The organism is Thiomicrorhabdus aquaedulcis, from assembly GCF_004001325.1.
Classification (GTDB): domain Bacteria; phylum Pseudomonadota; class Gammaproteobacteria; order Thiomicrospirales; family Thiomicrospiraceae; genus Thiomicrorhabdus; species Thiomicrorhabdus aquaedulcis.
Map to the genome: position 1 here is coordinate 2,404,142 of NZ_AP018722.1, position 18,137 is coordinate 2,422,278.

The following is an 18,137-nucleotide window of genomic DNA, read 5'->3' on the forward strand; positions in this document are numbered from 1 at the left end:
AATTAAAGTAGATAACTAATCAGTATACTAGCGAGGTTGTTTTTTACCAATATGAAATTTTAATGAATCAGTCTAAAGTTGGTCTTATGACGACCATTGTGTTAACCAGGCCTGGTCAATACTTTAGGCTACTTAGCAACGTCGTAAAATCGCATTTCTAGCATTAATAATAGGCTTAAAACAGGCGTGTTAAATTGCGTGTCTTCGCTCCAACTTACTTTTGGCTCTACCTCACTAAACAACCAATCTTTATACAATCTTTCGCGCCAATTTACCCCTATTGAGGTGGTGGTAAGTGCGGCACTTTGCGCGGTAAACGTCCAGTTGCCGTCAACATAATAGCTGTGCACTCGGTGGGGGTTTATTGTTTTAAACCACACCGCTCGTTGATTTAATCTGTATTCAGATGCGTCATGCCACCAGGTACCAGTGGTTTGTGAACGCAATAAATCTGTGGCTTGATATTGATAATCAAACACTTGCTGAGCCTCCCAAGCAACCCCATATTTACGTTCCCAAAATAAATTTTGAGTCGTGCGACTGAGTACCTGAGCACTAAGGGGAGTTTTATAACGTGTTTTAAAACGTACGTATGGATTGGGATCAATGAGCCCAGTAAAGTTTAAGCCAAGGTCAAGATAGCTAAAGTCATTGCGACCTAAATTGAGTAAATAACGGCCGGCAATTGAGTTGGTGTTTTCGGTGTTGTTAGGATCGTAAACCGTTGATGGGTTTTGTAAACTGGGTTTGCTGGTATTGCCACTGACGCCGCTTACACTATTGGTAGACGTGCTGTCTTCGTATAAGGTTTCTTCGTAAGAAGACAGCAACACTTGCCAACGTTGATTGGTTCTGGGTAAATCCCATATTGCGCGCAATCGTACTGTGCTTTGAATTTTGCCATCGTCGTAAAAAGTGCTGGGTACTAGGACATCTAGGCGTGAACCTTTTTGCTTAAGCGGTACCTGGTTATCTCCCATAAACAGGTCCACGCGCTCGCCCAAGCTTTGCACATAGGCACCAATGGCTTTTTGACTGACCTCAAGTTGATTTAAACGGTGATTGACTGCGGGACTGTCAATTTCTTCTAGTAAACCCTCTGCTATGGGTGGCTCTAGCGATGTTGGCTGCTCTGGTAGTTGGCCGGCCAACATGGGCAAAAAGGGCATAAACCCAAACAGCACTATGAGTGCTAACTGTAACCCGCGTAAGCGCACTATAATAGCGTTCTTTACATTGACCCTATGACCATGACCGATCAAATTCATCAAATCCAAGCCTCCTATCAACCGCTTGAAGACAGAATACTCTTAAACATTAAAACCCTCAATCAGCATGTCTATTGTGCCTGGATTACACGCCGTTACTTGCAATTGCTGCTGCCGGCCTTGCACGGCCATCATCCAACCAGCCACGAACCGCTGTTTGATCAAAAAAAGGCCATGCTTAATCAACTTAAAAATGAGGCAAGTCAATTATCTAACGGGTTTAATCAACCTTACCAGGCACCAGAACAAGCAATTTATCCACTGGGTGAAACCCCTATTTTATTGGCAAAGATTACCTTTAAAGCATTAGACACGCCGGCTCCGTTTGTGCATTTAGAGCCGCACAGTGGACAAGGAATTTCGTTGCCCTTTCAGCCCGAACTGTTGGGCGCATTGCTTAAAGTGTTTGGACAAGCGATGGAGGCGGCCGATTGGCAATTAGATTTAAACCCCATTATGCAATTACCTAAACAGATGCGTTTGCAATGACCAGGCCTGGTGAAGTTTATGTAAACCTTGGGATATAAGAAAAATACGGAAAACTTTAACCATTTTTGGCCGCGTGGCTATTTTAGGCGCTGTAAAGGGCATAATCGGCAATGATGCCCATTAAAACAATAACCCCAACCCAATGATTTTGTACAAACACCTTAAACGCAACAGAATGCCTATCGTTAGAAGATGTTTGTATCGTTTGTGGAGTATGCGTATTGGCTAAACGCAGCAAATCCCACCCAAACCACAATGCGGCCAATACCAAACCTAGATAGTACGGCGCGTGCAAATTAAACAGCAACCCTGTCCAAACCAAACAGGCCAGCATAAGCAGTTGAAAAAACGCCATCCATAGCACTAAATGTTCACCAAACAAAATCGCAGTCGATTTAACGCCAATTTTACGGTCGTCTTCTTGGTCTCCCACAGCGTAGGCGGTATCGTAAATAAGCGACCACAGCACCGTTGCTAAAAATAACGGCCAAACGCTTAAAGGCAAGGTGTTTAATACCGCTGCAAACGCCATGGGCACCGCCCAAGCAAACGCCAAACCCAGGAAAGCTTGTGGCCAATGTGTATGACGCTTAGTAAATGGATAAAGTGCGGCTAAAAATAAAGCACCAAAAGACAGTATAATGGTTAATGAGTTTAAGGTTAACACCAAAGCAAACGCCAAGGCGCACAAAGCCCCAAAAAACACCAAAGCCGCCTTAGGTGAAATCAACCCAGAGGCCAAAGGTCGACAACAAGTGCGCGCCACATGTCCATCAAAGTTTCGGTCGGCGTAGTCGTTAATCACGCACCCTGCCGAACGCATTAACACCGCACCCAAAATAAATACCAGTAACAAATAACCGTCCGGAGTCCCCGCCGACGCTAACCACAACGCCCATAAGGCTGGCCACAATACCAAATAAATACCCACTGGACGATTAATGCGGGTAAGAGAAAGATAGGCCGTTAAAGTACTCACATGCAACCTTACTTAAGACTTAGTTATGGCAGATTCAAGCGCGTCAACTATGGCTTTAACGTCTGCAAATGCAGGCTTGGTTACCTCTAGCTGTGCTTGAGCTACACCCATACGATCGTTATAGTGTAAAACCACTTTATCCTCTATTTTTTTCCAAATAATCACGTAACCGTACCCCACCATTTCGGTTTGACCTACGTCTTGGTGCGTTAGCTCCCAATTAGCTCGCTGCATTTCACGCCTAAACGCATCGCATACAACGGGATTTATTTCAAAGTGCTGTAACATAAGTCTGTCCTTGAGTTGATTGAGGTTAACAACGTTTTGATCGGCTAGATAGCCGTCATCAACGCAGTTTGTGTGACTTTTTAACTGGCTTTTTCCAGCCTTGTAACGTGAGCTGCTTGGAACGCGATAAGGTCAATTCGCCCGAAGGCACGTCTTTAGTAATGGTTGAACCCGCTCCAATAGTGGCGTCATGACCAATGTTGACAGGCGCAATTAATTGCGTGTCTGAACCCACAAACACATTATTACCAATGTGCGTGACGTGTTTATTTACACCATCGTAATTGCAGGTAATAGTGCCAGCACCAATGTTTACACCCGTTCCCATCACCGTATCACCAATGTAACTTAGATGATTAACTTTGGAATCTTTACCAATAACAGCCTTCTTGGTTTCAACAAAATTACCAATCTTAACTTGATTAGCCAATTGTGTTCCCGGACGCAGGCGCGCATAAGGCCCTATAATGCATTCTTCACCTATCTGACAGGACTCTAAATGACTGAAAGGATGAATCACCGTGTTGGCTAAAATAGTCACATCTTTTAAATAACAGTTCGCACCAATACGAACATTGTCACCCAAACTTATCTGCCCTTCAAATACAACATTCACGTCCACTTCAACATCACGACCTGCCGTTACCTGTCCACGTATATCCACACGATGAGCGTCCAGTATCGTGACACCATTAAGCATCAAATCGTTTACTAATAAACGTTGATATTCGCGCTCTAAAGTGTGTAACTGCAACTTATCATTAACCCCTAAAACTTCTAACTCGGTCTCTGGATGTGTTGTGGCAATTTTAAATCCTTCACGTACTGCCAACGCAATCACATCGGTTAGATAATACTCACCTTGAGAATTTTGGTTAGTTAACTGGTCTATCCAACGTTTTAACCAATAACCTTTTGCCGCTAAAATGCCCGTGTTGACCTCTTTAATACAACATTGTTCTGGATTGGCATCCTTTTGTTCAACAATCGCCAAAACCTCACCCTGATTATCGCGAATAATACGACCATAACCATTTGAATCATTCAAAGTAATGGTCAGCAAGGCCAAAGGATATTGCTCTTCTACCAAATTCAGTAATCGCGTTAAAGTAGTTAATTTTGTAAGCGGTACATCGCCATACAAAATAAGAACCGTATCGTCGTCTTCAAAATGCGACTGAACCTGCTGAACAGCATGCCCCGTTCCCAATTGCTGCTCTTGTAATACAAACTCTAAATTAAGACCCGTTACATGGGTTTTCACCAACTCTGCCCCATGCCCAACAACCGCCACAATGTTGTCACTGTGCAAGTGCTGTGCGGTATCAATAACATGTTGCAACAACGGCTTTCCAGCCAGTGGCTGCAACACTTTTGGCAAATTAGACTTCATACGCGTACCCTTACCGGCCGCAAGAATAACCACTTTTAATGACATAAAAATCCTGTAAAAGAAAGACAGAGGCAAAACCCATAAACCTAACGTGGTGCACCCGTGCAAAGGTCTCACAATAATTAATCTAACTTAAATATGAGCAAAGACCGATGTACGAGTAGAATTATAGGCAAAAAAAAACGCCCGAAGGCGCTTTTTTATCAGGGTAACAATTAAGCCAACCCAGTCTTATGCAAACGATCACGTAATTTGGTAATCGATTGAATTTGTGCAACAGCCTCTGCTAACTCAATTTGAGCTCTGGCGATATCTGTTTCAGACTTAGCAGTGGTCATTGCCTCCTCAGCACGCTGCTTAGCCGCGACGGCTTTAGCTTCATCTAAATCACCCGCACGAATGGCCGAGTCCGCAAGAACGGTGACCATACTAGGCTGAATTTCAATGATGCCACCGCTGATGAAAAAATGATCTTCTTCATCACCGCTGACAATACGCACTGTACCAGGCTTTAACTGGCTTAAAAACTGGGTATGATGAGGCATAATACCTACCTCACCATCGGCAGCCTGTGCAAAGATCATCTCCGCTTTACCAGAGAAAATCTCTCCTTCTGCACTAACAATATCTACTTGCATTGAGACTGCCATAACACATTACCCTTTATATTTTTTCGCGTTCTCTAACACTTCGTCAATGGTACCAGCGTACATAAATGCTTGCTCGGCCACATCGTCCATTTCACCAGAGATGATCATTTTAAAACCACGGATGGTTTCTTTTAATGGCACATAACGTCCATCTTCACCTGTGAATACTTTGGCAACGAAATAAGGTTGAGAGAAGAAACGTTGCATTTTACGAGCGCGAGCTACTAATGAACGGTCTTCTTCAGATAATTCATCCATACCAAGAATGGCGATGATATCTTTTAACTCTTTATAACGCTGAAGTGTTTTTTGAACTCCGCGTGCTACATCATAATGCTCTTGACCAACCACTAATGGGTCAAGCTGACGTGAAGTAGAATCCAATGGATCAATCGCAGGGTAAATCCCTGTTTCAGCAATCGCACGGTTCAATACAACAGTCGCGTCCAAGTGAGCAAATGTAGTAGCAGGCGCAGGGTCTGTTAAGTCATCGGCAGGTACGTATACCGCTTGGATTGACGTAATAGAACCAGTCTTAGTAGACGTGATACGCTCTTGTACCTGACCCATCTCTTGTGAAAGAGTAGGCTGATACCCTACAGCAGACGGCATACGACCTAACAATGCAGATACTTCAGTACCTGCTAAAGTGTAACGGTAGATGTTGTCTACGAAGAACAAAATGTCACGACCTTCGTCACGGAAATACTCAGCCATGGTCAAACCAGTCAAAGCAACGCGTAAACGGTTACCTGGTGGCTCATTCATTTGTCCGTAAACAAGAGCAACCTTGTCTAAAACGCCTGACTCTTCCATTTCATAATAGAAATCGTTACCTTCACGAGTACGCTCACCTACACCGGCAAAAACCGAGTAACCAGAGTGTTCCATCGCGATATTACGAATTAATTCCATCATGTTAACGGTTTTACCAACACCGGCACCACCAAACAAACCAACTTTACCACCCTTAGCGAATGGGCAAATTAGATCGATGACTTTAACACCTGTTTCTAGCAATTCTTGCGACGCTGCTAATTCATCAAATGCAGGAGCTGCACGGTGAATTTTCATTCTTTCGGTGGTTTCTACTGGACCTGCATTATCAATTGCATTTCCAAGAACATCGAAGATACGTCCTAATGTTGCTTTACCCACTGGAACCATAATAGCCGAACCAGTGTTGCTGACAGCCATGCCACGCTTTAAACCGTCTGATGAACCCATCGCAATTGCGCGAACTTGGTTATCACCGATTTGTTGCTGAACTTCTAAAGTTAACCCTAGCTCATCAACAATTAACGCGTCATAGATCTTTGGTAAACCAGCACCTTTAAACTCGACGTCGATTACAGCGCCGATTACTTGTACTATTTTTCCACTCATAATCTTTAACCTTTTATTGAAATACTACAAACTTAAACAGCAGATGAACCAGATACAATTTCCGAAAGTTCGGCTGTAATGGCTGCTTGACGAGCTTTGTTATAAGAAAGTTTCAGCTCGCTAATCATTTCACCAGCATTGTCTGTTGCGTTTTTCATTGCCACCATACGAGCACCTTGCTCGCAAGCCGCATTTTCAACGACGGCACCATAAACAGTGCTTTCAACATAACGACGCATTAACAAATCCAACGCTGTTTTAGCATCAGGTTCATACAGATAATCCCAGTGCGTGTTATCTGTTTTATCAACAGATTGTAGAGGTACTAATTGTTGAATAGTAGGGCTTTGCGTCATAGTATTAACAAAACCGTTAGAGGCCAAATGAACCTCATCTACTTCGTGTGCATCAAACTTGTCTAAAACAACTTTAATAACACCAATTAGGTCCTCAACATGAGGTGTATCACCTAAGTCAGCAACCGTGGCAACCACATTTCCACCGTAACTACGGAAGAAAGACTGCGCCTTATTACCAACCAAAGCAAGCTCAACCTCAACACCCTGTTCTCTCCATGCCTTTAGGCAAGGTAAAGTTTTGCGGAATAAGTTTGAGTTTAAACCACCACATAAGCCTCGATCAGAAGAGATCACAATTAAGGCAACACGTTTAACCTTGGCACGAACTTGAGTATAAGGATGCTTATACTCAGGATGTGCGCCAGAAACGTGGCCAATGACCCGCTTAACTTTTTCGACGTATGGTTTAGTAGCTTCCATGCGAGCTTGCGCTCTACGCATTTTAGAAGCTGCCACCATTTCCATGGCTTTGGTGATTTTCTTGGTATTTGTTACGGAACCAATTTTGGCTCGTATTTCTTTGCTACCGCCTGCCATGGCCTACTCCTTTCTTAGTAAACGCCGTTTGCTTTGAATGCTTGAATGCATGCTTTTACACCTGCAATAATTTCATCATCCCAGCCGCCTTTTGCGTTAATTTTGGCAGCAAGTTCAGCGTGATCTGAGTTAAGAGAGGCATGCAATGCTGCTTCAAACGCTAACACTTTATCGACTTCAACATCGTCAAGGTAGCCTTCGTTAGCTGCATATAAAGAGGTTGCCATCTCAGCAATTGTCAGTGGAGAATATTGCTTCTGCTTCATCAATTCAGTAACGCGTTTACCACGCTCTAACTGTGCTTTAGTAGCAGAATCTAGATCCGACGCAAACTGAGCAAATGCCGCTAATTCACGGTATTGAGCTAAGTCAAGACGAATACCACCGCCTAGCTTTTTAATCGCTTTAGTTTGAGCTGCACCACCAACACGTGATACTGACAAACCAGCGTTAACAGCAGGACGAATACCCTGTGTAAACAAACTCGTTTCTAAGAAAATCTGACCATCAGTAATCGAAATTACGTTGGTAGGAACGAAAGCAGAAACGTCACCCGCTTGGGTTTCAATAATTGGTAAAGCGGTCAATGAACCAGTCTTACCTTTAACGGCACCGTTAGTAAATCTTTCAACATAGTCTTCGTTAACACGAGCAGCACGCTCAAGTAAACGAGAATGTAGATAGAATACATCACCAGGGAACGCTTCGCGTCCTGGAGGACGACGTAATAACAATGAAATTTGACGGTAAGCTTGCGCTTGCTTGGTTAAATCATCATAAATGATCAAAGCATCTTCGCCGCGGTCACGATAGTATTCACCCATCGCACAACCAGCGTAAGCAGCAAGGTACTGAAGAGCAGCTGGATCAGAAGCGTTTGCCGCAACAATCACTGTGTTTTCCATTGCGCCATATTCTTCTAGCTTACGTGCTACGTTGTTTACCGTTGAAGCTTTTTGCCCCATCGCAACATAAACACATTTAACACCAGTATTCTTTTGAGAAATAATAGCGTCAATTGCGATTGCAGTTTTACCCGTTTGACGGTCGCCGATAATAAGTTCACGTTGTCCACGACCCACTGGGATCATAGAATCGATAGACTTAATACCAGTCATCATAGGCTCATCAACCGATTTACGGTCGATAACACCGGGTGCTATACGTTCAATAGGTGATGTTAACTTAGTATCAATTGGTCCTTTACCATCGATTGGACGGCCTAAACCATCAACAACACGACCGTTTAATTCAGGACCAACAGGTACTTCTAAAATACGACCAGTACAGGTAACTTTGTCACCTTCAGAGATATGCTCATATTCACCTAAAACGACCACACCTACTGAGTCTTGCTCTAAGTTAAGAGCCATACCAAAGGTGTTTTCGTCGAATTGAACCATCTCGCCATACATTACGTCTGAGACGCCGTGAATAAGAGCGATACCGTCAGCGATGCTAACGACCGTTCCTTCACTGCCAGACTGTGCAGCACCATCAAAACCTTTAATACGGTCTTTGATTAGGTTGCTGATTTCAGAGGCATTCAATTGCATGTGTGTTCCTCTCCATTATTGGGCGATTGCTGCGCCAAGTTTGTTCAGTTGTGAAAGTGCTGAGCCGTCAATAACCCAGTCACCGACCTTAATCTTAATACCTGCGATTAAAGTTGAATCCTCAACATAAGTAATTTCTACTTCAGCATCAAACTTAGCATTTAAAGCAGCATTTAATTGTTTCTTCTGCTCGACAGTTACTTCACGGGCCGACATAACAGTCGCTCTTACACGTTTTTCTTCTGCAGCTTTTAAGACATGAAAAGCCTCAGCTACAAAAGGAATCGCACTTAAGCGTTTGTTTTCAGCCATAACGGCAAGAAGGTTTTTCCCTTCTACAGTCAGGTTTCCACCCATTACTTCCGAATAAACAGACAAAATATTTTCGTCGGAGTAAAGGGGGTTTTGAATCATGGACGACATTGCTTCATCAGCAGTAATAGTCGCAAGATTATCAAGTTGTTCTGACCATTCCGATAGTTTTTGAGCTTCTAATCCAAGCGCAAAAACAGCTTCAGCATAAGGTCGTGCAATTGTCATTAATTGTGCCATAGAGTTTTCCTTAGATTGATTTTACTAAGGCTTCAAGCATGTTGTTGTGCGCTGCTGCATCTACTTCTTTGTTCAGAATTTTTTCTGCACCAGATACAACAAGAGCAGCCACTTCTTTACGAAGCTCTTCTCTTGCACGACTTACTTCTTGCTCTATTTCTGCATGGGCGGAAGCTTTAATACGATCCGCTTCTTCAGCGGCTTTTACTTTCGCATCTTCTACGATTTCAGAGCCACGCTTTTCAGCTAGACCTAGTATATTTTGAGCTTGTGATTTAGCGTCTTTTAGCACCTCTTTGGCGCGTTGTTCGGCTAATTCAAGCTCATGCTTTCCTTTCTCGGCGGCTGAAAGGCCATCAGCGATTTTCTTCTGACGATCTTCCATTAACTTTGAAAGTGGCCCCCACAGTACCTTGTTCACAAACCAAATCAATAGCACAAATGCAATAATCTGGATGAGAAGCGTTGCGTTAATACTCACAGTGGTTACCTCGCCATTCGTTATTAATTAATACTTAATTGGATGCATTAAGTGTTTAGGATTAAGCTCCTAAAGCGGCTTTCATTGCACCAACGAATGGGTTTGCGAACAAGAACCACATTGCGAAAGCTAGGATAATGAATGGGAATGATTCCATCAAACCAGCAAAGATGAACATGTTAGTCATTAATGCTGGACGCATTTCTGGCTGACGTGCAATTCCTTCAAGAGTCTTAGAACAAATTAGACCCCAACCAATTGCTGAACCCAGACCAGCAGCAGCCAAAATTACACCTACACCAATAGCAGTTGCAGAGTAGATATCAGCGATCATAGTAGCAGTTACTTCCATCGATTTTCTCCAAAGTTTAAAGTTAAAAAACAAAGTTAAAAAGCTTTTTACCGTCGTATCAAATAATTATGAAACGTAAGTAGGTGCGCTTAAACCCTTTTGATGTTTTATTGCTAAAACACCTATTCTTTTCTTGTTTAACCAGGCCTGGTCAATGACCTTCGTCGTGAGCCATACCTAGATAAACAATTGTGAGCACCATGAAGATAAAGGCTTGTAAGGTAATAACCAACAAGTGGAATACTAACCAACCAAAATCTAATAGGATTTGTAAAGGTGCCCAGAATAATGCAGCGGCACCCACTGCTAACGTTCCACCAATCAAAGCGATTAATAGGAATACTAACTCACCCGCAAACAGGTTACCGAACAAACGTAGGGCAAGTGAAAGGGGCTTTGAAATTTCTTCAATAAACGTCATTACTACGTTTACAGGAATAAAGAATTTACCAAACGGATGGAATAGGAACATTTTTAAAAATCCGCCTAGTCCTTTAATTTTGATGTTGTAGTACAAAATTAGAGCAAAAACAGTAACTGCCATTGCCAACGATGTGTTTAGGTCGGTGGTAGGTACAATTTTTAAATGTGCATGTGGATCACCAATAATTAACTGGTACAACCATGGCACTAAATCTACTGGAATTAAATCCATGAAGTTCATTAACCAAACCCAAATAAAAATGGTTAAGGCTAAAGGTGCAATTAATGGGTTGTGCCCAGGAAATGCATCTCTTACGTTAGTAGCTACAAAGTCTAAAATTGATTCAACAAAGTTTTGAAACCCGCCTGGCTTACCAGTTTCAAGTTGCTTACCTAAACGTGCTGATACAAAAATCATCAACGCACCCAGTAAAAAACTGACTATGATAGTGTCCATGTTAAATGTCCAAAACCCTTCACACAGTCCTGTTGTTGCATTTATATTGTCGGCACTACATACAGATGCATTTTGCAAGTGATGTTGTATGTACTCAACGGTTCCCATCTTTTCCGCACTCAAGGCTCTACTCCTTAGTCAGTCAAACGTCTTTTACCCTTTAGATTGTAAAGCTGTCCCAATTGCATTAACACAAATGTTAACACCACAGGGAATGCTTGACTTTCATCCAGGAAAGACAGCCCTAAAACAAATAACACAGCTAATAGAATAAATCTAATCACTGCACTCACATATAAAATTAGTATTCCAAGTTTTGGATCTTTTTCGGCCATTTTATTGGCTTTACTAAATGCAAAACTTAGCATTAAAACATTAAGAAGACCAATTAAAAACCCATAAGCAGCGCCTACCGCAAAGCCTTGAATTGCAAATATGGCAATCATAACCAAACCAATAATGCCTTGGATTTTTAAGGGTTGCTTTAAGCTGTCAATCATTTTTTTGCTCCACTTCTGGAGCTGTGTTTAATCGACTTGAAAGTTTATGGATTTTTGCATTCCGCCCACAAACCCCAGTACACCACACAACATTAAAAATATGGGCATGGTGCCAAAAAGTTCATCTAAAAGATACCCTACAATAAACCCAGCAATAATCATTGAGGTAAAAATAGAACCTGCACTCATTAACAGAATATTCAACCCAGGTTTAGGGGCTTCTGTTGACGCTTGGGGTGTTGATTCTTTTTTAATATCGCTCATTGGCTGCGCAAAACTCTTGTAATGATACTGACAAGTTAAACATAGTTCAACCTTATCGGGCGCCAATCATAATGTTTTATGCCCCCAAAAGCTAGCTTGCAATCGGCTTTTTGCGGGTTAATTTTTACTTAAAAATGTGTGTTTTTAATACTCATAACAACATAATGTTATTTGGTTTTTTGAATCACAATATGTATTAAAAAACGCTTTATAATTTTTTTAAAACATTTATTAAATACGCTAATGGGTCTTAATGTATTTTATTTATAGACCGATTTGGTTTTCTTAAAAATATCCCATTATTCGATTAAGCTCTTCTAAGTTTTTGTAACTTATTTCTAGCTTGCCAGCGCCATTAATACGATGATTAATTTTTACCTTGGTGTCTATCTTAGCCATCAGTAAATTTTGTTTTTCAACTAAATCACTCAGGCCGGGTATTGCCTTCTGTTTAGCTGCTTTAATTAACTTATTGGGAATTAAATACTCTTGTGCAGCCTCTTCTATTTGACGTACTGACCAACCTTTGGCAATCGCTTTTTGCGCTAAATCTGCTTGCACGGTTTCAGGTAAACTAATAATAGCGCGGGCATGCCCCATTGACAGCTCACCTTGATGCAATGAATCCTGAATGGCTTGGGGTAACTTAAGAAGTCTTAATAAATTGGATACGGCGGCACGTGAACGACCTACTGCATCGGCTACCGATTGCTGGGTGAGATCAAACTCCACCAAAAGACGCTTTAGACCAATGGCAGTTTCAATTGGATTTAGGTCTTCGCGCTGAATGTTTTCTATAATGGCCATCGCCAAAGTTGCCTGGCCGTCGGCCTGACGAATAACCACTGGCACTTTATCTAAACCGGCCATTTTGGCGGCGCGCCAACGGCGCTCTCCCGCAATAATTTCAAAATGATTGTCGTTAAGCGGTCTTACAATAATAGGTTGAACCACGCCTTGTACTTTTATGGAGTTGGCTAGCTCTTGCAATGACTCTGTCGAAAACTGTTGCCGAGGCTGATACTGTCCAGGCTTTAGACATTCTACCGATACTTTTTCGATGCGCATGTCTGCGCTGCTGTTTTCAGCTTTTTGTTTTGCGCCAATCATGGCGTGAATACCAAGATTTCCCATTCCAGAGCGTTTTTTTGACACCTTAATTCACCTTATTTCAATTAATCGGCTAGGTTACAACTGGGTTTTACGAATGAGTTCGTTTGCAAGCGCTAAATAGGCCATGGCACCGTTTGAAGCTGCGTCATAATCCAAAATGGATTCGCCGTAGCTAGGTGCTTCGGCCAATCGAACGTTTCTGGGAATAATGGTTTGCAATACTTTCATACCAAAATGGCTTACCAATTGGTTAGAAACATCATTGGCTAGATTATTACGGCGATCGTGCATGGTTCTTAAAAGGCCGTCAATATGCAAACTACTATTGAGCTGTGCTTGAATGGTTTCAATGGTGTCCATGAGCGACGACAAGCCTTCTAACGCAAAAAACTCGCACTGCACTGGCACGACAATGCCGTCTGCGGCGGTGAGCGCGTTTAAGGTGAGCATGTTGAGCGTGGGCGGGCAATCGATAATAATGGCATCGTATTGATCGCGCACTTTTTTTAGCGCCTTTCGCAAACGTTTTGGCCCCATGTCTTCATTAAGCAAAGTGACTTCGGCGGCGGTTAAATCGCTGTTGGCCGGTAATAAATCGAGCTTGGCCAGTTCAATGGGCAATATCGCGTCTTTTATTTTGGTGTCGCCCACCAACACATCAAATACCGACAGGGTTAAGCTGTCTTTGTTGGCGCCAATGGCCACTGTGGCATTGCCTTGGGGGTCTAAATCAATGAGTAAAATGGTTTTACCCAAACGCGCTAACGCCGCCGCTAAATTTACACTGGTGGTGGTTTTACCGACGCCACCTTTTTGGTTGGCTATTGCAATCACTCTTCCCACGGTGCGTCCTTAAATGATATTGGTGCTTGGTTTGATGGCTTTAATAAGCATTCTTTGTGCTTGTAATCCTGGAACATGCAATTCAATCATCTCCTGCAGAGTGACCAGGCCTGGTAGGTTTGAATAATCTTCAAAATCTTTTTGCGCCTTCATCGCCCACCAAACTCCGTCTGCACTCAGTAAATGTTCGGTCCAATATAACATGTCGGCCAAAGACGCAAAGGCACGAGAAATAACGCCATCGTACAATGTATTGGGTTTATATTCTTCAACACGAGCATGAATGACCTGGCTGTTTTTTAGGCCTAACTCAGCTTTAGCCTGAATTAAAAACCGAGTTTTTTGCTGTTGCTGTCGAGTAAATCAACTTGACGCTCTGGATAACAAATCGCCAAGGGAATCCCAGGTAAACCACCGCCCGTGCCCACGTCTATAATGGACTGGCTGGAAATGTGCGGCACAACCGCCAAGCTGTCGAACAGGTGTTTAACCAACATTTCGCGCGGATCGCGAATCGCGGTTAAGTTGTAGACTTTGTTCCATTTTTGCAGCAGCGCCAAATACGCCATTAACTGCTCTATTTGCATAGCATTTAGTGATAAATTTAAGACGCTTAAGCCTTTTTCGAGCTCGGCTTGTTGTACCAAAGAGGACATCTACTTGCCTCCTTGCGAGCGCCATTTTTAATGGCCACCAATAACAGTGAAAGTGCGGCTGGGGTGATGCCCTGAATGCGACTTGCCATGCCTAAATTAGCCGGCTTATGGGTGCGTAATTTTTGTTTTACTTCATTCGACAGACCCGACACGATGTCCAAGTCTAAATCGTCTGGAATTGTCACCGATTCGGAGCGTTTCATTTTTTCAATCTGCTGGGTTTGACGCTCTATGTAGCCTGAATATTTGGCTTCAATTTCAATTTGGTCAATCACCGTGGCATCCTGTACGCCCTCGCCAAACATATCCAGCGTCGCCAAGGCACTGTAAGCGACATTGGGGCGTTTTAGCAGATCAAACAATGTTTGTTCTTTGCTAAGCGGCAAATCCATTAACACTTCGGCTTGTTTGGCCTCATGGTGTGCGGGGTAAATCCAGGTGTCTTTTAAACGCTGGACTTCTAACGCCAACATTTCCATTTTGCTTTCAAAGGCCATCCAGCGTGCGTCGTCAATCAAGCCCATTTCGCGCGCTATTGGGGTAAGACGCTGATCGGCGTTGTCTTCGCGCAGTATTAGACGGTACTCTGCGCGCGAGGTAAACATGCGGTACGGTTCATTGGTGCCCATGGTGATTAAATCGTCGACCAATACGCCAATATAGGCTTCATCACGACGTGGATACCACGGTGACTTTAACTGCGCACGCCGCGCTGCGTTAATACCGGCTAATAAACCCTGTGCCGCGGCTTCTTCGTAACCCGTTGTGCCGTTAATTTGTCCGGCAAAAAACAGGCCATGAATGGCTTGAGTTTCTAAACTGGGCTTTAAACCACGCGGATCAAAAAAATCGTACTCAATCGCGTAGCCTGGACGCATGATTTTAGCGTTTTCTAGGCCTTTCATGGAACGCACAATCTTTAACTGTGTTTCGTACGGAAGACTGGTCGAAATACCATTGGGATAGAGCTCTGTGGTGGTTAACCCCTCTGGCTCAATAAACACCTGGTGACGGTCTTTGTCGGCAAAGCGCATCACTTTGTCTTCAATGGATGGACAATAACGCGGCCCAATGCTGTCAATTTCACCTTGCTCGGAATACATGGGCGATTGGTCTAAGGAAGCCATAATCGCTTCATGAGTTTGAGCGTTGGTGTAGGTAATGTAACAAGGAATTTGCTTAGGGTGCATGGTCACTTTGCCCATGTACGAGAAAACCGGTAATGGCGTGTCGCCAGGTTGAATCTGCATGGCATCAAAATTTACCGTGCGCGCATCAATACGCGGCGGTGTACCGGTTTTTAAACGACCCACCGGTAAGTTTAATTCTCTTAAACGCGCGGCTAGACGAATTGCTGGCTCATCACCGGCACGGCCACCTTCGTAATTTTGCAACCCAATGTGAATGCGACCGGCTAAAAACGTGCCTACGGTTAACACCACCTGATTTGCGTAAAACTTGAGTCCCATTTTGGTAATCACGCCGCGAATTTGTTCGCCGTCCAACAGCACGTCTTCGACGGGTTGCTGAAAAATGGATAAATTAACTTGGTTTTCTAAACGAGTACGAATGGCTTGACGATATAAAACACGATCGGCCTGAGCGCGGGTTGCGCGTACGGCCGGACCTTTTGAGGCGTTTAAGGTTCTAAATTGAATGCCCGCTTCGTCGGTTGCCAAAGCCATTGCACCACCCAGCGCATCGACCTCTTTAACCAAGTGGCCTTTACCAATGCCGCCAATGGCTGGGTTACAAGACATTTGCCCCAACGTATCTATGTTGTGGGTGAGCAAAAGGGTCTTTAACCCCATGCGCGCAGATGCTAGGGCGGCCTCGGTACCTGCATGGCCACCGCCTACGACAATCACATCGTAATTTGAATCTTCTACGCTCATAACAACCCTTTTGGCGACATATTGAGACCTTTGCATGCGGTCGATGATTTAAAATAATGTATCTATCGACTTTTAGCGGTAAATTTGAGGCGGTATTTTACCATAAGCTTTAAAAAGAGTGCTAAGTTCACAAAACGGTACATCAAACATATCAAAAAGTAACCAGGCCTGGTCAATTAAGGAGCCAAACATGTTAACAACCCGCTTTAATTTCAGGAATTTACCCCCGACTTTGGTACGAATCGTTGGCCTAAGCCTTGTTGTAATGTTTAGCAGTTGCGCCACGCAACCGCCACGGTCGCTTATGGATGTGCAAGTGGGTGACCAATTTATACTCAAACAATCCATTCCTATTCGGGCTAACCACACGCGACATTTTATCCAATTTGGCGTGCTGAGTGGCTCGGGTTTTAACCATTACGAACCGCACTGTCGAATCGAGATAAACACCTTACGAGAAACTGCGTCGCTCATTACACCCGACCATTTTAAGATTGTACGGGTAGCACTGGATGAAGAACGCATTGCCAATCGCCGTAAACCTAACAGTCAACCTATTTACATGGCACAAAACAATGTACTGAGCGTGACCAAGACCGACGCTCTAAATAACCAGGCCTGGTATGCTTTACGCGGTGATAATGAACGACCTGAAACCATGGACATTGTGCATTTATATTTGCAATCAGATCGTCAACCCGACGTGTTGCGTTTAACCTGCAGTAGTTCATTAAGCGATGGCAATCCTAAAGATGCACCACAAAGTTATCGCCCACAATTATTACAAATAAACGCTATTTTAGGTGCGGTTGGGCAGGTAATTCCTGCCAGTCGATAGTACGCGCATAAGACTGCGTTGAAATTACTGCCGAGACAAGCGGGACATAAGATATGGCGCTTCAAAGTTAGATCGAAATGGGTTTATGTCCAAACCACCTCGTCTAACATAACGCGCGTACACCGTCAGCTTTTGCGGCTGACAATGCGCGATCAAATCGGTAAAAATGCGTTCGACGCATTGTTCATGAAACTCATTGTGTTCTCGAAAAGAGATTAAATACTTCAACAAACCTTCTTGCTCAATGGGCTTACCAACATAATGAATCACCACAGAACCCCAATCAGGTTGAGAGGTCACTAAACAATTGGATTTTAGCAAATGGCTGTTCAGGGTTTCTTCCACAACCTTTGCGCTATTATCAATCCTGAGTAAATTGGCGTTAACAGTGTATTCATCAATCTCTATGTCTAAATCGTCTATGTTGTTACCAGGCAGTACATTAACAGACAGTTTTGGGTTGTTCAAAGCGATAAATTCAATCAATACAGGCTTGCCAGAACAACCGGAAAGATCCTTGACCATCAATCCTTTTACCTGTTCAGCAGACTCAAATCGGCTGCCATTAAAGGAATTAAGATACAGCTTGAACGATTTAGACTCCACCAAAAAAGGTGCGTTGGCTGAAAAAGTAAATTCGGCCACCATCGCATTGGGCTTACCCTTTAAATTTAACCATGAAATTTCATAAGCAGTCCAAACGTCGACACCTGAAAAGGGTAACGTTTTCAGATCAAAACCTAACTCGTCACGTTTTTCTTGTCTGGGTATGGCAAATAACAAATCTGGGTTGTACACAGAACAGTAAGGTGAGTCTTTACCCAGTAAACTCTGATTAGCGGTATTAATCATAAATAA

20 protein-coding genes and 1 pseudogene are annotated in these 18,137 nt (G+C 43.2%); 2 read left to right on the forward strand and 19 right to left on the reverse strand.

From position 1 onward, the window contains the following. Positions 1-128 precede the first annotated feature (128 nt). A complete protein-coding gene (locus EP181_RS11055; RefSeq protein ID WP_127471683.1) occupies positions 129-1,268 on the reverse strand; it encodes a hypothetical protein in 1,140 nt (379 codons plus the stop codon). Here EP181_RS11055 and EP181_RS11060 point away from each other — a divergent pair. Beyond that, complete coding sequence (locus EP181_RS11060) at positions 1,251-1,757, forward strand: hypothetical protein (RefSeq protein WP_127471684.1); 507 nt, start codon at positions 1,251-1,253, stop codon at positions 1,755-1,757. The two genes, EP181_RS11055 and EP181_RS11060, sit on opposite strands and share 18 nt — an antisense overlap. Positions 1,758-1,839: 82 nt before the next feature. On the opposite strand, the gene ubiA is transcribed toward EP181_RS11060, so the two are convergent. The 17 genes and pseudogenes from ubiA to mnmG all read right to left on the reverse strand — a co-directional run bounded on the left by ubiA (position 1,840) and on the right by mnmG (position 16,441). Beyond that, positions 1,840-2,736, reverse strand: coding sequence for a 4-hydroxybenzoate octaprenyltransferase (ubiA, locus tag EP181_RS11065; protein ID WP_127471685.1), 897 nt, complete (start codon positions 2,734-2,736; stop codon positions 1,840-1,842). 12 nt (positions 2,737-2,748) lie between these two features. Beyond that, the gene (locus tag EP181_RS11070; RefSeq protein ID WP_127471686.1) at positions 2,749-3,024 is read right to left on the reverse strand and encodes a hypothetical protein; all 276 of its coding nucleotides are present in this window, start codon (positions 3,022-3,024) and stop codon (positions 2,749-2,751) included. A gap of 58 nt (positions 3,025-3,082) precedes the next feature. Beyond that, positions 3,083-4,462 carry a bifunctional UDP-N-acetylglucosamine diphosphorylase/glucosamine-1-phosphate N-acetyltransferase GlmU gene (glmU, locus tag EP181_RS11075; protein ID WP_127471687.1) on the reverse strand — a complete coding sequence of 460 codons (1,380 nt, stop codon included), beginning with the start codon at positions 4,460-4,462 and terminating at the stop codon, positions 3,083-3,085. 170 nt (positions 4,463-4,632) lie between these two features. Beyond that, on the reverse strand, positions 4,633-5,067 hold the full coding sequence (locus tag EP181_RS11080) for a F0F1 ATP synthase subunit epsilon (RefSeq protein WP_127471688.1): 435 nt from the start codon (positions 5,065-5,067) through the stop codon (positions 4,633-4,635). A gap of 6 nt (positions 5,068-5,073) precedes the next feature. Further along, the gene (atpD, locus tag EP181_RS11085) at positions 5,074-6,456 is read right to left on the reverse strand and encodes a F0F1 ATP synthase subunit beta (protein WP_172959770.1); all 1,383 of its coding nucleotides are present in this window, start codon (positions 6,454-6,456) and stop codon (positions 5,074-5,076) included. A gap of 29 nt (positions 6,457-6,485) precedes the next feature. Further along, positions 6,486-7,349: a F0F1 ATP synthase subunit gamma gene (gene atpG / locus EP181_RS11090; RefSeq protein WP_127471690.1), complete on the reverse strand. Its 864-nt coding sequence runs from the start codon at positions 7,347-7,349 to the stop codon at positions 6,486-6,488. 14 nt (positions 7,350-7,363) lie between these two features. After that, complete coding sequence (gene atpA, locus EP181_RS11095; RefSeq protein ID WP_127471691.1) at positions 7,364-8,905, reverse strand: F0F1 ATP synthase subunit alpha; 1,542 nt, start codon at positions 8,903-8,905, stop codon at positions 7,364-7,366. Positions 8,906-8,920: 15 nt separating this feature from the next. Next, a complete protein-coding gene (locus EP181_RS11100) occupies positions 8,921-9,457 on the reverse strand; it encodes a F0F1 ATP synthase subunit delta (RefSeq protein WP_127471692.1) in 537 nt (178 codons plus the stop codon). A gap of 10 nt (positions 9,458-9,467) precedes the next feature. After that, a complete protein-coding gene (locus EP181_RS11105) occupies positions 9,468-9,938 on the reverse strand; it encodes a F0F1 ATP synthase subunit B (protein ID WP_127471693.1) in 471 nt (156 codons plus the stop codon). Between the two features lie 61 nt (positions 9,939-9,999). After that, a complete protein-coding gene (atpE, locus tag EP181_RS11110) occupies positions 10,000-10,290 on the reverse strand; it encodes a F0F1 ATP synthase subunit C (protein ID WP_127471694.1) in 291 nt (96 codons plus the stop codon). Positions 10,291-10,441: 151 nt separating this feature from the next. Continuing rightward, positions 10,442-11,293 (reverse strand): F0F1 ATP synthase subunit A, encoded by an 852-nt coding sequence (gene atpB, locus EP181_RS11115; protein WP_127471695.1) that lies wholly within the window; start codon positions 11,291-11,293, stop codon positions 10,442-10,444. Between the two features lie 11 nt (positions 11,294-11,304). Continuing rightward, positions 11,305-11,670, reverse strand: a complete 366-nt coding sequence (locus EP181_RS11120) for an ATP synthase subunit I (protein ID WP_127471696.1) — start codon at positions 11,668-11,670, stop codon at positions 11,305-11,307. 27 nt (positions 11,671-11,697) lie between these two features. Beyond that, complete coding sequence (locus tag EP181_RS11125; RefSeq protein ID WP_232023440.1) at positions 11,698-11,934, reverse strand: AtpZ/AtpI family protein; 237 nt, start codon at positions 11,932-11,934, stop codon at positions 11,698-11,700. A gap of 285 nt (positions 11,935-12,219) precedes the next feature. Beyond that, positions 12,220-13,089, reverse strand: coding sequence for a ParB/RepB/Spo0J family partition protein (locus tag EP181_RS11130; RefSeq protein ID WP_232023441.1), 870 nt, complete (start codon positions 13,087-13,089; stop codon positions 12,220-12,222). Positions 13,090-13,122: 33 nt separating this feature from the next. After that, positions 13,123-13,890 (reverse strand): ParA family protein, encoded by a 768-nt coding sequence (locus EP181_RS11135; protein WP_127471697.1) that lies wholly within the window; start codon positions 13,888-13,890, stop codon positions 13,123-13,125. 9 nt (positions 13,891-13,899) lie between these two features. Beyond that, positions 13,900-14,546 (reverse strand): annotated as a pseudogene (gene rsmG / locus EP181_RS12935) (16S rRNA (guanine(527)-N(7))-methyltransferase RsmG). Further along, on the reverse strand, positions 14,504-16,441 hold the full coding sequence (mnmG, locus tag EP181_RS11145; protein ID WP_127471698.1) for a tRNA uridine-5-carboxymethylaminomethyl(34) synthesis enzyme MnmG: 1,938 nt from the start codon (positions 16,439-16,441) through the stop codon (positions 14,504-14,506). The pseudogene rsmG and the gene mnmG overlap by 43 nt, the downstream one beginning before the upstream one ends. A 190-nt stretch (positions 16,442-16,631) precedes the next feature. Here mnmG and EP181_RS11150 point away from each other — a divergent pair, with 190 nt between their 5' ends. Next, complete coding sequence (locus EP181_RS11150; RefSeq protein WP_127471699.1) at positions 16,632-17,279, forward strand: hypothetical protein; 648 nt, start codon at positions 16,632-16,634, stop codon at positions 17,277-17,279. A gap of 24 nt (positions 17,280-17,303) precedes the next feature. On the opposite strand, the gene queF is transcribed toward EP181_RS11150, so the two are convergent. Further along, positions 17,304-18,131, reverse strand: coding sequence for an NADPH-dependent 7-cyano-7-deazaguanine reductase QueF (gene queF, locus EP181_RS11155; protein WP_127471700.1), 828 nt, complete (start codon positions 18,129-18,131; stop codon positions 17,304-17,306). Between the last annotated feature and the right edge of the window lie 6 nt (positions 18,132-18,137).